Source organism: Dysgonomonas reticulitermitis, from assembly GCF_054601275.1.
Window position 1 is genome coordinate 48,216 of record NZ_BAAHWU010000009.1, and the last position, 14,236, is coordinate 62,451.

General features: G+C 39.5%; 13 protein-coding genes. 10 read left to right on the top strand and 3 right to left on the bottom strand.

What is annotated here, in order from left to right; all coding sequences use genetic code 11:
* Positions 1-121: 121 nt before the first annotated feature.
* Positions 122-2,632 carry a TonB-dependent receptor gene (locus tag ACYPZI_RS06115; protein WP_459599665.1) on the top strand — a complete coding sequence of 837 codons (2,511 nt, stop codon included), beginning with the start codon at positions 122-124 and terminating at the stop codon, positions 2,630-2,632.
* A gap of 168 nt (positions 2,633-2,800) precedes the next feature.
* Here ACYPZI_RS06115 and ACYPZI_RS06120 read toward each other — a convergent pair whose 3' ends face one another.
* Positions 2,801-3,625, bottom strand: a complete 825-nt coding sequence (locus ACYPZI_RS06120) for an energy transducer TonB (RefSeq protein WP_459599667.1) — start codon at positions 3,623-3,625, stop codon at positions 2,801-2,803.
* Positions 3,626-3,830: 205 nt separating this feature from the next.
* Here ACYPZI_RS06120 and ACYPZI_RS06125 point away from each other — a divergent pair, with 205 nt between their 5' ends.
* The 9 genes from ACYPZI_RS06125 to ACYPZI_RS06165 all read left to right on the top strand — a co-directional run bounded on the left by ACYPZI_RS06125 (position 3,831) and on the right by ACYPZI_RS06165 (position 12,331).
* On the top strand, positions 3,831-4,286 hold the full coding sequence (locus tag ACYPZI_RS06125) for an arginine repressor (protein WP_459599669.1): 456 nt from the start codon (positions 3,831-3,833) through the stop codon (positions 4,284-4,286).
* A 45-nt stretch (positions 4,287-4,331) separates the two neighbouring features.
* Complete coding sequence (locus tag ACYPZI_RS06130; protein ID WP_459599730.1) at positions 4,332-4,934, top strand: GNAT family N-acetyltransferase; 603 nt, start codon at positions 4,332-4,334, stop codon at positions 4,932-4,934.
* A gap of 86 nt (positions 4,935-5,020) precedes the next feature.
* Positions 5,021-6,241 carry an argininosuccinate synthase gene (argG, locus tag ACYPZI_RS06135; protein ID WP_459599671.1) on the top strand — a complete coding sequence of 407 codons (1,221 nt, stop codon included), beginning with the start codon at positions 5,021-5,023 and terminating at the stop codon, positions 6,239-6,241.
* A gap of 13 nt (positions 6,242-6,254) precedes the next feature.
* Positions 6,255-7,271, top strand: coding sequence for an N-acetyl-gamma-glutamyl-phosphate reductase (gene argC / locus ACYPZI_RS06140; protein ID WP_459599673.1), 1,017 nt, complete (start codon positions 6,255-6,257; stop codon positions 7,269-7,271).
* A 16-nt stretch (positions 7,272-7,287) separates the two neighbouring features.
* A complete protein-coding gene (locus ACYPZI_RS06145; RefSeq protein WP_459599675.1) occupies positions 7,288-7,650 on the top strand; it encodes a four helix bundle protein in 363 nt (120 codons plus the stop codon).
* Between the two features lie 28 nt (positions 7,651-7,678).
* Positions 7,679-8,809 carry a glycosyltransferase family 4 protein gene (locus tag ACYPZI_RS06150; protein WP_459599677.1) on the top strand — a complete coding sequence of 377 codons (1,131 nt, stop codon included), beginning with the start codon at positions 7,679-7,681 and terminating at the stop codon, positions 8,807-8,809.
* 80 nt (positions 8,810-8,889) lie between these two features.
* Positions 8,890-10,236, top strand: a complete 1,347-nt coding sequence (locus tag ACYPZI_RS06155) for a MutS-related protein (RefSeq protein ID WP_459599679.1) — start codon at positions 8,890-8,892, stop codon at positions 10,234-10,236.
* Between the two features lie 68 nt (positions 10,237-10,304).
* Positions 10,305-11,426, top strand: coding sequence for an aspartate aminotransferase family protein (locus ACYPZI_RS06160; protein ID WP_459599681.1), 1,122 nt, complete (start codon positions 10,305-10,307; stop codon positions 11,424-11,426).
* A gap of 173 nt (positions 11,427-11,599) precedes the next feature.
* Positions 11,600-12,331 carry a glycoside hydrolase family 25 protein gene (locus ACYPZI_RS06165; RefSeq protein WP_459599683.1) on the top strand — a complete coding sequence of 244 codons (732 nt, stop codon included), beginning with the start codon at positions 11,600-11,602 and terminating at the stop codon, positions 12,329-12,331.
* Between the two features lie 110 nt (positions 12,332-12,441).
* Here ACYPZI_RS06165 and dprA read toward each other — a convergent pair whose 3' ends face one another.
* Together dprA and ACYPZI_RS06175 are read right to left on the bottom strand one after the other, a co-directional pair.
* Positions 12,442-13,557 carry a DNA-processing protein DprA gene (gene dprA, locus ACYPZI_RS06170; protein ID WP_459599685.1) on the bottom strand — a complete coding sequence of 372 codons (1,116 nt, stop codon included), beginning with the start codon at positions 13,555-13,557 and terminating at the stop codon, positions 12,442-12,444.
* A 2-nt stretch (positions 13,558-13,559) separates the two neighbouring features.
* Positions 13,560-14,231 carry an ABC transporter ATP-binding protein gene (locus ACYPZI_RS06175; protein ID WP_459599687.1) on the bottom strand — a complete coding sequence of 224 codons (672 nt, stop codon included), beginning with the start codon at positions 14,229-14,231 and terminating at the stop codon, positions 13,560-13,562.
* Positions 14,232-14,236 lie beyond the last annotated feature (5 nt).

The window sequence follows — 14,236 nt, forward strand, 5'->3', positions numbered from 1 at the left end:
ATGGGTTTAGTGATAAATATGTAATCTATTCTACTAACATATAGTAAAATGACTAAAAAGTCCGAGCAATTTATATCTTAGTTCTCTGAATTATATTCAACTAAAAAATAAAGACAATTTTATGAAAATTCGCACATTCTTTATCATTCTGTCTGTACTTATTTCTACGTTAGCCGGTGCTCAGGCGCCTTCACCGGTTAATGTTCAGGTCAAAGGTCAGGTAGTTGACTCTTTGACAAACGAAGCTATCTCGTATGCTACCATCAAAGTTATGGCTAAATCTAGTCCTGTTTTATTGAAGGCTGTTGCAGCTGACGATAATGGTAAATTTCAGTTTCCTTTAAACAAGGCCGGTGAATATGTCTTGTCGATAGAATATATTGGCAAAGACGCAGTAAAAAAAGATATTACAGTTAGCAACCAAAAGGTTGTGGACTTAGGCAAAATTCTGATGGTTGAAAAAACGTTGGCGGAGGTTGTGATAACAGCCCAGAGACCTTTAGTGCAAGTAGATTTGGATAAGATTGTTTATAGCATGGAAAGTGATCCCGAAGCGAAGACAAACAACGTATTGGAAATGTTGAAGAAAGTCCCGATGATCACTGTCGATGGAGATGAAAATATACAATTGAAAGGGTCGACCAGTTTCAAAATATATTTGAATGGAAAGCCTTCGAATATGATTACAAATAATCCAAAGGAGGTTCTGCGTAGTATGCCTGCTAATACAGTGAAAGACATACAGGTTATTACCGATCCGGGCGCAAAATACGATGCGGAAGGCGTAACAGGTATCATTAACATTATTACTCAAAGCAATTCTTCGATGGGAGGATATACAGCAACCGTGAATGGCGGTGTTAGAGAACGCGGAGGATTTGGCGGTTACGATGGTGGTGTTTATCTGTCAATGAAATACGGGAAAATTGGGTTTACAGGTAGTTATAATTATTATGATTGGCGTCAACCTGAAAGAAGTAGTACTTCATACAGAGAGGATTTTAGGAGTACAGATTATGCTAAGCAAAATAGATATCTATACGGAAACGGTACGTCTAAAAATAGAGGTAATGGTCAATACGGATCGGGAGAACTCAGTTTCGAAATAGATACTCTCAATCTGATCAATGTCGGCTTTAACCGTTATTATGGGGAGAGTAAAGGCCGCTCTAAGTCTTTAATTGAAATGCTACAAGATGATGGTATTACAAAAACATATAAATATGATCAGACAGGAGACTCTAAAGGTAATTATGGAGGCACAGATGTAAATGTTGATTACCAGCGAACTTTTAAGAAAAAAGATCAACTTTTCACCGCTTCGTATCGCTTGAGTATGAATCCGAATGATTCGGAATCCAATAGCGATATTCATGTCGATGACAATTTGGAAATGCCCCCTTCTTATGTAACAACTAATAAACAGTTCTCAAATGCAGAAATGAAAGAGCATACCTTTCAGGCTGATTTTGTTACTCCTTTTGGTAAAATTCATAATCTGGAGGCCGGGCTCAAATATATTATCCGCCTAAACGAAAGTAATAGTGGTTATGATATATGGGATGGCGTTGCATGGGAAAATGTATCAAGACCAACGTCGGACCGCTTTAAACATGAGCAAGATATTTTATCTGCATATGGCGGGTACAATGCCAAATTTAAGAGCTGGGGTGTGAAAGCCGGATTACGTTACGAGGCTACATGGCTGGATGCAAGATTTCCAATAAAGCCTGACGCAAATTTTAAAACGGACTACGGTAATCTTGTTCCATCGCTTACTGTTACATATCAGATAAAGCAGGCACAAACAATAAGATTTGGTTATAATATGCGTATTTCACGTCCTGGTATCTGGCAACTTAACCCGAATGAGGATTCGTCGGATCCTAGCAATATAGAACAAGGAAATCCGAATCTGGATGCGGTGAAGAGCCATTCGTTGAATACAAATTATAGCTTTTTTAATCCAAAGTTGAATTTTAATTTAAACTTGTCTTATAATTTTCAAGATAATGGCATAGAGAATATCAGTACCTTCGTGAATAATATTAGATATACGACATACGAAAATGTAGGAAAAGGGAGTAATCTAGGTCTTAGTGGATATGTCAATTGGAGCCCAAACCAAAAAATTCGTATCTATTCGAATCTGTCGGGACGATATACGGATATAAAGTCTAAGGTGTCGGGTGAGAAGAATCATGGATTCTCCGGCGATCTTTGGGGTGGAGCACAATATTCATTCCCTAAATCGTTAAGATTTTATCTGAATATTGGTGGTTCTACACCTTATATAAGTTTGCAGAATGAGGGCTCGTCCTATTTCTTCCATAGTGTATCAGTAAGTAAAGGGTTTATGGCCGAGAAATTGAATTTCAGAGTTTATGCTCAAAACCCTTTGAAGAAAAATAATGAATGGAAGAGCAAGGTGTGGTCTCCGGAGTTCTTTAGTGAAAGTATATCTACCAGTCAGATGCGTGGATTTGGAATCTCCGTTTCATACCGTTTTGGAGAAATGAAGGAGCAGATCAAGAAAGCCAGGCGTGGTATCACTAATGATGACTCTATGGGCGGTGGACAAAGTAGTCAAGGTGAAGGACAAGGTCAGACTGGCGGTGGCGGACAGAATTAAAGGATTTCTTTATTAGAGTTTATACTGAATAAGACATTATATGCTTCATCTGCACCGATGGCTCTATAAATAGCTGAACTTTAATTATATAATAGTCTAATTCTATATAATGTATAAGATATAAAGCCTCCGAAGCGTACAACTTCGGGGGCTTTTATTGTTGGGAACTTATTTAGGCAACGTAAAAGCAACCGGCACCATAACCTGCATAGCAACGGGTTTCCCATCTTTTATGCCGGGTATCCAATCGGGCATTTTCTTAATCAGGTAATAGGCTTCTTCGTTGCACTCGTAGAAGAGTCCTTTGAATAACCGGATATTAGAAATCTTTCCTTCGGCAGATATTTCCAGATTAAAAACAACACGTCCTTCTATCCCGTATTCAATAGCCCGTTTAGGATATTTCATATTCTTTTTGAAATAGGCTTCCATAGCGTCTGTACCGCCGGGAAATTTTGGAGCATCATTAAGACTGTCCACTTTAAGCGCTGTATTCTCTTGCGGTTGCTCTACGATGAGAGGTATTTCCATTTTTGCCGTTTCAGGCGCAGGATCTTCCACAGGCTTTTTCGACTGTTCTATAAGCCCTTCGGTCAATGTGAATGTAACAGTAAGGTGATGAACGCAATCTATAGCTTCATCATTTTCTTTGGCCGGTATCCATGCCGGCATAGCCCGTATCACACGTAAAACTTCATCGTCGGCATCGGGATCGAATCCTCTGATTATTTCTATATCTTTAACTTTGCCCTGTTTATCTATCGTAAATTTAAGATCGAGGCTACCTTCCAATTTTATTTTAATAAGTATCGGGGGATATTTTATATTGTCAGCCAAATATTTATAAAAGATGTTTTCACCTCCGGCAAATTGGGCCGGAGTAATGTTTGGCATACTGTTTGGCGCTAGCCGGGCGGTTATCGGCTCTTGAGCCCGTAAAGCATTCAGAAAGCTAAATAATATAGTCAGTAGAATCAGAGTTTTACGCATCATATAAAATATCAAATCCGGCTGCTATTTTACAACAAATTTCAGAGTCTATCATCTAATTTCGTAATAAATAATCTTTTTCAATTAGATTTAACAATTTAAACAGGTTCTAAAAAAACTTTATTTCTGTATTTTTTATATGCGTAATATTTTATAATATACAAATAAATGTATAATTTTGCATAGTTTTTCGTATATTTATACATGTATGACTAAAAAGTATAGACAAAAAATAATAAAAGAAATACTACAATCGAATGAAGTCGCCAGTCAGGAGATGCTTCTGAAAATATTGGCAGATAAAGGATTCGAGTTGACACAAGCGACCTTGTCGCGCGATATTAAAGAATTGAAAATAATAAAGATGCCGACAGCAGGAGGTAACTATGCTTATCGATTATCCGGTACAACGCAGGATATACAGGCGGAGATCCCGGTCTCATCATTTGGTTTTGTCAGCATCGAATTTTCAGGTCAACTGGCAGTTGTAAAGACACGCCCTGGATATGCGATGGCAATCGCAGGGGAAATCGATGGAAGGGCATCTCAATATATTTTGGGAACCGTGGCAGGTGACGATACTATTTTGCTGATACCCAGAGAGAATATTAACAAAGAGGAGGTGATAGCTTCACTTTCGACATTTATACCGAACATTCAATAGATTAGAAATTAAATGAATACAAATGAACTTGTATTGGATAAGCCAATGGAAGAGCAAGAGCAACTGACTATACAAATAGCAAACGAAAGCCATCTAAAATACGTACAGACCATATTGGATACAATAGAAGCAGCGGCAAAAGTACGTGGTACAGGAATCGCGAAACGTTCGCCGGAATATCTTGAACTGAAAATAATAGAAGGGAAGGCTATCATTTCTCTTGTAGATCAGGAATTTGCCGGATTTTGTTACATAGAGTCATGGGGTAATAAACAATATGTGGCTAATTCCGGGTTGATAGTAGTAGAAAAGTTCCGGCAACACGGATTGGCTAAAAAGATCAAGCGACATGCTTTCTCTCTGGCCAGAGCCATGTTTCCCGATGCCAAGGTTTTTGGTTTGACTTCCGGAGCTGCGGTAATGAAAATTAACACCGAACTGGGATATATGCCGGTTACATTTGCCCAATTAACGGATGATGAAGCCTTCTGGAGAGGATGTCAGGGCTGTGTCAATTATGATGTGCTGACACGTACCGACAGAAAATACTGCATATGTACTGCTATGCTTTTCGATCCTGAAAAGCAGAAAGATAAGAAAGAAGTAAAAGACATAATAAAAGACCTAAAAAAGCAATTGAAGAAATGAAAACGAGCATGAATAGCAATTCGCCAAAGCTTATAATAATTTTATCATGCAAGTTTCCATACATCCTTTAAAAACAAAATTATAGTATGAAAAAGAAAGTTGTTTTAGCATTCAGTGGAGGGTTGGATACATCGTTTTGTGCCAAGTATCTGTCTGAGGATATGGGATATGATGTGTACACAGCGATCGCCAATACTGGCGGTTTTACCCCTGATGATTTGAAAATAATAGAAGAAAAAGCATATAGACTAGGCGCTGTAAAGCATGTCAGCTTAGATATTACACAAGAATATTACCTGAAGAGCATCAAATATATGATTTTCGGTAATGTGCTTCGCAATGGTACCTATCCCATTTCTGTAAGTTCCGAACGTATTTTTCAGGCAATTGCCATTATCAATTACGCGAAGGAAATCGGAGCCGACGCCGTGGCTCATGGCAGTACAGGCGCAGGAAATGATCAGGTACGTTTCGACCTTACATTCGATGTGCTGGCTCCTGGTATCGAGATTATTACCCCTACCCGTGATATGATTCTTACCCGCGAGTACGAGATAAATTACCTGAAGGAGCATGGCTATGAAGCTGATTTTACCAAGATGGAATACTCCATTAATAAAGGCCTTTGGGGTACAAGTATCGGAGGAAAAGAAACCCTGAAATCAGAAAAAACTCTTCCGGAAGAAGCTTATCCGTCTCAATTGAAAAAACAAGGTTCGGAAACTTTGACTATCGATTTCGAACAGGGCGAAATAGCCGCTGTGAACGGAGAAAAATATTCCGATAAAGTAAAAGCTATTCAGAAAATAGAAGAAATAGCATCGGCTTATGCCATAGGACGCGACATGCATATTGGCGATACCATTATCGGCATCAAAGGACGTGTCGGGTTTGAAGCCGCTGCGCCGCTTGTGATTATCAATGCACACAAAATGCTTGAGAAACATACGCTTACCAAATGGCAGCAATACTGGAAAGACCAAGTAGGCAACTGGTACGGGATGTTCTTGCACGAAGCACAGTATCTGGAGCCTGTGATGCGCGACATAGAAGCATTCCTTGTTAGTTCGCAGGATAATGTTACCGGAAAGGTAATTGTTGAATTGAAGCCATATCATTATACCCTTGTTGGTGTGGAAAGTGATTTTGATTTGATGAAAGCTGATTTCGGTGAGTATGGTGAGGTAAACAAGGCTTGGACGGCGGACGATGCCAAAGGATTCACCAAAATCTATGGTGTTCCGACTAAAATATTCCATAGCGTGCAAAAGAAAAATAAAGCCCCCTATCCCCCAAAGGGGGAATGAAAGCCCTATTTATATGAAAACGATAAATACATACTTCTCCCCTTTGGGGAGGCCGGGTGGGGCTATTAAAGCAGGAATTATAGGCGGGGCAGGTTATACTGCCGGAGAATTGATACGGATATTACTCAATCATCCTCAGGCAGAACTGGTGTTTGTAAACAGTACCAGTAATGCCGGCAATAAACTGACCGATGTCCATAGCGGATTGTTTGGCGATACGGATATGCGTTTCACCGACCAATTGCCTTACGAGAAGATAGACGTATTATTTTTTTGTACGGCTCATGGCGATACAAAGAAGTTTTTGGAAGCCAATGATATGCCGGCACATCTGAAGATAGTAGATCTATCAACTGATTATCGTCATAAGGCAGAAGGAAATAAGTTCGTTTACGGACTACCGGAACTCAATAAGGAAGAGATAAAAAAATCTTCTTATATCGCTAATCCGGGATGTTTTGCGACTGCAATACAATTAGGTTTATTACCATTGGCAAAGGCTGGTTTGTTGAATGACGAAATCCATGTGAATGCAATCACCGGATCTACCGGAGCAGGGGTAAAACCATCAGCTACATCCCATTTTAGCTGGCGTGAGAATAATATCTCTGTCTATAAAGCTTTCGAACATCAGCATCTGCAAGAAATAACCGAGTCGTTGGTTCAGTTGCAAAACGATTTTTCTCAGGATATTAATTTTATACCTGTTCGTGGGAATTTCACACGTGGCATTTTTGCTTCTGCTTATTTGAACTATGACGGTACATTGGAAAATGCGGAAAAACTTTATCAGGAGTTTTATAAAAGTAGTCCTTTTGTAATAGTTACAGATAAAAATATAGACTTGAAACAGGTTGTTAATACCAATAAGTGTGCCATCCATTTGGAAAAGCACGGTAAGAAATTGTTAGTCTTATCATGCATCGATAACCTTATAAAAGGAGCATCGGGGCAAGCTGTACATAATATGAACCTGATTTTTGGGTTGGATGAAACAGAAGGACTAAAGCTGAAAGCCGGCGCGTTTTAAGTAGTAAGTTGTAAGTATGCAGGATTATAAGAAATTGAAAGTTTGGGAGAAAGCTCATTCTTTAACTTTAGGTATATACAGAATCACTACATCTTTTCCAAGGGAGGAAACATACAGTTTAACTTCTCAATTAAGAAGATCAGTAGTCTCTATTCCTGCAAATATTGCAGAAGGTGCAGGCCGAAATACGAAATCAGACTTTGCCCAATTTTTAAATATAGCTCTTGGCTCTTTGAATGAAAGTTTATATTATTTACTTTTAGCCAGAGATTTGAATTATATTGGCAACGAAGAATACGATAAGTTGGATAGAGAAGCTGATGAACTGAAAGCTATGCTAATTTCGTTGATTAATACTATTCGGAAATCTAACTCATAACTTATTACTTATAACTTACTACTCGAAAATGAACATAACCTATATAACGAACTTTCCATCTATTGACGTTAAGCATTGGTCGGGACTAGTATATTACATGGCAAAAAGCCTTGAACGAGAGGCTGATATGGAATATATAACCGGTCTGGAAGAGAACTGGCCTTTATCTTTGAAAATTAAAAATAAAATATATGGACGAAATAAGATATATAGGGCTGACCGTTCGCCGGAAATCGGTAAGGGATACGCCCGGCAAATATTGAAGCAATTAAAGCAATCGACGGATATAGTCTTCTCTCCCAGTACAACGGTTTTGTCGTATTTAGATACCAATAAACCGAAAGTTATATATACCGATGCCACGTTTGCATCGATGATAAATTATTATAACTACTTTACTAATCTTAGCACTCAATATACAAAAGAGGGAATGAAGACAGAGCAATTGTCGCTGGACTCGTGCAAGCTGGCAATATTCAGTTCGCAATGGGCTGCCGACAGTGCAATCCGCGATTATAATACCGATCCGTCTAAGATCAGGATTGTACCTTTCGGAGCTAATCTGCCGCCACAACACCTGACTGTGGAAAATATAAAAAAGATTGTAGAAAAAAGAGATAGCCGTACTTGCCAACTCTTGTTTTTGGGCGTGGAATGGCATCGTAAAGGTGGGGATATTGCTATCGAAGCGGTAAAATATCTGAACGAAAGTTTGAATTTGCCTGCCGAATTGCATATCGTTGGTATCGATGATTTGCCTGTTGAGGATTTGCCTCCTTATATCATCAATCATGGGCGAATAAGCAAGGGGACACCCGAAGGTGTAAAGAGGATAGAAGACCTGATTACTCAGAGTCATTTTCTGTTTATTCCTTCACGAGCCGATTGCACTCCGGTGGTATTTTCTGAGGCTATGTCTTACGGCGTACCTTGTGTGTCGTCTAATACGGGTGGGATTCCGTCGATACTTAACGAGGATAACGGGATCATGTTGCCATCGGGTATTGCTCCCGAGGAATATGCAAAGCGGATATATGAGGTCTTTACCGATAATAAGATATACGGCGAATTGGCTTTGTCCGCATTCAATGATTATAAAACACGCCTTAACTGGGATGTAGCTATGGGTAAGGTGGTAGAATATATGAAAGAATTATAGTGAAAATTATAAGGATAGATATGGAAAAATAATATTTATTGTATCTAATAAATAAAATAAACCTTATAATGCTCGGAGCTATGAAATTTGAAGTCGATAAACAGACGCTAAAGGATCTGGAGATTTTTGGATTGAATAAAGCAGATAAGACCGTATTCAACCTGTTTAACCACACTCAATGTATTGGGGGAAGAAACCGCCTGTATGAAATATTGAGAAATCCTTTGTCCGATTATGAGAAGATTGAAGAAAGAAAAGATGCCATAGCGTTTTTCCAAAAACATCTTCCATCGGGGCTCGATGTGGATAAAGACGCGCTTGATTTTTCCGAATATTATTTACGGCATAGTGGCCGTGTACAAAGGCCACCAACCCGGATTGCCGCAATAGAAAGAAAGATCATAGGGAAAATAACTTCAAGCAATGATTATTATCTGGTAGAGAAAGGGGTAGAAAGTCTGGTGAACCTATTGAAAGGTTTCTATAAGTTTTCACAACAGTTGGCAGAGAAGTTGAAAATAGCTGATTGCCCGGCTCTTTTACTTAGAAATAACGATGAGATACTGCGCTTGTTCGAACAGTTGGAGTTTGACCGGGTAAAAGATTCAAAAAAGTTGTCGGCTTACGATACAGCCCGATTCGATTATCTGTTTCGTTATACGAACAGGAAAGACGTTTTGTTTATCCTCGATATGGTATATGAATACGATGCATTTCTTTCGGTGGTAAAAACAGCAGAATTGTACGACCTGATTTATCCTGAAATAGTGCCTGAAACAGAGAATGTCCTCGATATAGAAGACCTGAAGCATCTCTTTGTAGATGAGGCGGTAGGCAATGACGTACATTTCGACAGGTCGGCTAACCTGTTGTTTATTTCCGGACCGAATATGGCAGGGAAATCCACATTTCTCAAAGCGTTGGGCGTAGCTGTGTATCTGGCGCATGCAGGACTACCTGTTCCTGCAAAAAGGATGAAACTAAATGTACTGTCCGGCTTGTGTACGACAATTAATATTTCCGATAATCTTAGTTCGGGTTACAGCCATTTCTATGCCGAAGTTATGAGAATAAAGGATGTGGCTACCCGGCTGAAAACCAATAAGAATATGCTGGTCCTCTTTGATGAACTATTCAGGGGAACAAATGTAAAAGACGCCTATGACGGTACTTTGGCTATTGTATCGGCTTTCGCTCAAATAAAAACCTCGTTTTTTGTAATTTCCTCTCATATCGTGGAAGTTACAAATGAACTGCAAGGAGAAGACAACATCAAATTCAGCTATTTTGAGATTGAGCAGCAGAATGGGCATCCGGTATATACGTACAAATTGAAAGATGGTGTTACAGATGTCCGGCTGGGTATGTATATCATCCAGAAAGAAGGTGTAATAGAACTAATAAACGAAATAAATAAGTCAATTTGAAAATTTGAAAATGTGTCAATTGGCGCGAAGCGAGAGAAATTTGAAATATTATAATAAACAGATCAATAATGAAATTATTCGATGTATTTCCACTATTCGATATTAATATCGTAAAAGGTGAGGGGTGTTATGTGTACGACGATAAGGGAAATGAGTATCTTGATTTGTATGGTGGACATGCTGTTATTTCGGTAGGACATACCCATCCTTATTATGTGCAAAAGATTACAGATCAATTGAATAAAATAGGTTTTTACTCAAACTCGGTCATAAATAAACTCCAACAGGAAGTGGCGCAAAAACTCGGAGAGCAATGCGGTTATCCTGATTATTTCCTGTTCCTGATCAATTCCGGAGCTGAAGCAAATGAGAATGCAATCAAACTGGCTTCTTTCCATAACGGACGTAAAAAAGTGCTTGCTTTCAGGAAAGCCTTTCACGGGCGGACATCCGCGACAGTAGCCGCGACAGATATACCGAGTTATTCGGCGCCGGTGAATGTGAATCCAAACTATGTCTTCGCCCCTTTCAATGATATTGAATTTATAAAGAAGGAATTGGCAACGGAAGAATACAGTTCGGTTCTTATTGAAGGGATACAAGGCGTTGCCGGAATTCATGTGCCCGATACCGGTTTCCTGAAAGAACTACGCGAGGTATGTACAGAAACAGGAACAATACTTATTCTTGACGAAATACAATCGGGATATGGACGTAGCGGTAAATTTTTCTCCCATCAATATGATGGTATCCAAGCCGATATAATTACCGTAGCCAAAGGTATCGGTAATGGTTTCCCAATGGCAGGGGTATTGATCAATCCGGTGTTCAAAGCAGTATATGGCCAACTTGGAACAACATTTGGAGGCAATCATCTCGCTTGCGCCGCAGCTATCGCTGTACTTGATATATTGAAAGAAGAAAACCTGATAGAAAACGCTTACAACGTAGGTAACTTCCTGATGGAAGAGTTGAGAAAATTTCCTCAGATAAAAGAAGTTCGCGGGCGTGGGCTGATGATCGGTATGGAATTTGACGAACCGATCAAGGAAAAACGGACAAAACTGCTTTTCGAAGAAAAGGTCTTTACCGGAGCCACCGGAACCCATGTTTTCCGCCTTCTTCCTCCATTATGTCTGACGATGGAGCAAGCAAAAGAATTTTTGGAAAGATTTAAGAAAGTCTTATAAATATTATATCTTAGCAACACGGTAAGTAAATGATAAGATTTATTGTCATATTTGTCATGCTGAGGAACGAAGCATCTCGTGTCTCTTTTTGGGGTCAAGATCCTTCCCTACGGTCAGGATGACATGCGACAGTAAATATTTTAGATTACTTAATCGTTGTCAGGTATTAGCATATGAAGAAATATATTATTATAGCCCTTATTGCTGCAATGCTGTTAGGATCCATCGGCATAAGCCTTTATTATGCTTACAGTAATGGATATATACGGATGAACTATCCTTCATATGCCGAATATCCGGTTCAGGGCATAGATATATCACATCATCAGCAAAAAATAGATTGGCCTGTACTGGATAAGCAAGCTGTACAGTTTGTTTTTATCAAAGCCACAGAAGGCGGGAACCATAAAGATTCGCTGTTTCAGGAAAACTGGCGCCGGGCACGGGATAATGATATTCCGGCAGGAGCGTATCATTTTTTTACATTCTGTAAAGCCGGAGAAGAACAGGCGCGCAATTATATCCATTATGTGCCCAGGGATAGTATAGATCTGCCCCCGATTGTCGATTTGGAATATGCAGGTAACTGCCGGATGCAAAACCGTAAAGAAGATCTGATACATGAAATATCGGTTTATCTGGATATTATAGAAGATCACTATAGGAAAAAGGCTATTATATATACAACAAACGAATTTTACAAGAACTATATGGAGAATCAGTTCCCTGATAATCCGGTCTGGATACGGGATATATTGTCCAAACCCAATTTGCCCGACGGGCGCGACTGGCTTTTCTGGCAATATACCAACCGGGGACGATTGGAAGGAATTAAAACAGTGGTCGACCTGAATGCCTTTGCGGGAAACAAGGCTGAGTTTAAGAAACTAATGGAAAAGGGTTGATCTTTACTCATTTTGCAGAATAAAGGCTTTAATCATAAAAAAGACCTCAGAGAATATGCTTGAACTTGACAAAATAAGAGAAGTTGATTTCAGCTTATAAAAAATCTAAATTATGCCAAGGCATACATATTGCCCGGCATATTTTTTATAAGACCTTTCATCTCCATATCGAGTAAAAGAGAAAACAACTGATATGCAGGAAGATTCAAACAACCGGCTAACAGATCGATATGCAATGAATCTTGGGTAGAAAGTTTATCCACAATAGCTTGTTCATCGTCGGACAGTATTATAAAGAGCTGTTGTTGCTGTGGCTTCTTTTTCTTAGATTGCTCGTCCCAACCCATTTGTTGCAGAAAATATCCTGTCGACTGAAACAAGTCTGCCCTGTGCGATGCAATCAGTTTGTTACATCCACGCGAATATTTATCAGTTATCTTACCTGGTACGGCAAAAACGTCTTTACAATACGAATTTGCTATTTCAGCTGTAATCAGCGAACCTCCTTTTTCATCCGATTCTACAACTATAACAGCATCGCATATCCCTGCCACAATACGGTTGCGCCTTACAAAGTTGAAACGTTCAGGCTCAGTCTTACTCCTGAACTCGGATAAAACACCGCCATGACGCGCCATTTCGGCAGCAATCTGACTGTGTGCCGACGGATATATAATATCCAATCCATGAGCAAGTACACCTACCGTAGGCAGATTGTATTTCAATGCCGCACGATGCGCCTGAATATCTATTCCGTAAGCAAGTCCGCTTACTATCAATGTATCGGGCGCTATTGCCGATATATCTTGTAAAAAGGTATCACAGAAAGAACTACCATAGGAGGTGGATTTACGGGTACCGACAATGCTTATAACTTTCTTTGCATTGAAGTCGATATCCCCCTTGAAGTAAAATAATACAGGGGCGTCGGCACATTCCCTTAATCTGCCGGGATAATCCTTATCGCTAACAAAATAAAGCTTGAGATCATTCTTTTCTACAAATTCAAGCTCTTCGGCAGCTCTTTCCAAAATCGCAGGATCAAGTATTTCATCTATAATTTTTGCAGGCAGATTGATTTTATGGCGAAGATCTTTTTTACCGGACTTGAATATTATTTCTTCGTCTCCAATGGCTTGCAGAATATTACGGGCAGTAATATCCCCTATTCCGGCAATCATAGTAAGGGCTATCTGATAAAGCCGCTTATCAGAAGATGAAACCATAATTAAAGAGCTATAGGTTGATAATCTATGATCCGACCGTCTTTCATATGTACTGTACGGTCGGTTATGGAAGCCAGATGTTCATCATGCGTTACAATTACGAAAGTTTGCCCCAAGGTATCGCGCAATTTGAAAAATAGCTGATGAAGTTCGGCTTTATTTTCCGTATCTAAACTTCCAGACGGTTCATCGGCAAGGATTATGGCCGGATCATTAATCAGGGCACGGGCTACCGCCACCCTTTGCTTTTCTCCTCCCGAAAGCTCGTTTGGTTTATGCTCCATCCTATCCGGCAATCCTAGCAAGTCGAGTAATTCCTTAGCTCTCTTTTTGGCTTGAGCTTCTTTCATTTTACCGATGAGAGCAGGCATCATTACATTTTCCAAAGCTGTGAACTCAGGCAAAAGCTGATGAAATTGAAAGACAAATCCTATATTTTTATTTCTGAAATCGGACAAACGGCTATCGCTTAATTTACTGAGTTTTTGGTCATTTATTACGATCGTCCCGCTATCCGGTTTATCTAATGTCCCCATTATCTGGAGGAGGGTTGTTTTTCCCGCGCCACTGGCCCCGACAATGGATATAATTTCACCTTTCCCTACATGAAGGTCAATCCCTTTCAGTACATTCAGTGTTCCAAAACTCTTGGTAATACCTTCTACTGTAATCATATATG

Bases quoted from the DNA above. Each gene is read 5' to 3' on its own strand.
- ACYPZI_RS06125 (WP_459599669.1), top strand. From the start codon at position 3,831: ATGACTAAAAAGTATAGACAAAAAATAATAAAAGAAATACTACAATCG.
- ACYPZI_RS06175 (WP_459599687.1), bottom strand. From the start codon at position 14,231: ATGATTACAGTAGAAGGTATTACCAAGAGTTTTGGAACACTGAATGTA.
- argC (WP_459599673.1), top strand. From the start codon at position 6,255: ATGAAAACGATAAATACATACTTCTCCCCTTTGGGGAGGCCGGGTGGG.
- ACYPZI_RS06160 (WP_459599681.1), top strand. From the start codon at position 10,305: ATGAAATTATTCGATGTATTTCCACTATTCGATATTAATATCGTAAAA.
- ACYPZI_RS06165 (WP_459599683.1), top strand. From the start codon at position 11,600: ATGAAGAAATATATTATTATAGCCCTTATTGCTGCAATGCTGTTAGGA.
- ACYPZI_RS06155 (WP_459599679.1), top strand. From the start codon at position 8,890: ATGAAATTTGAAGTCGATAAACAGACGCTAAAGGATCTGGAGATTTTT.
- ACYPZI_RS06120 (WP_459599667.1), bottom strand. From the start codon at position 3,625: ATGATGCGTAAAACTCTGATTCTACTGACTATATTATTTAGCTTTCTG.
- ACYPZI_RS06115 (WP_459599665.1), top strand. From the start codon at position 122: ATGAAAATTCGCACATTCTTTATCATTCTGTCTGTACTTATTTCTACG.
- dprA (WP_459599685.1), bottom strand. From the start codon at position 13,557: ATGGTTTCATCTTCTGATAAGCGGCTTTATCAGATAGCCCTTACTATG.
- ACYPZI_RS06130 (WP_459599730.1), top strand. From the start codon at position 4,332: ATGGAAGAGCAAGAGCAACTGACTATACAAATAGCAAACGAAAGCCAT.
- argG (WP_459599671.1), top strand. From the start codon at position 5,021: ATGAAAAAGAAAGTTGTTTTAGCATTCAGTGGAGGGTTGGATACATCG.
- ACYPZI_RS06145 (WP_459599675.1), top strand. From the start codon at position 7,288: ATGCAGGATTATAAGAAATTGAAAGTTTGGGAGAAAGCTCATTCTTTA.
- ACYPZI_RS06150 (WP_459599677.1), top strand. From the start codon at position 7,679: ATGAACATAACCTATATAACGAACTTTCCATCTATTGACGTTAAGCAT.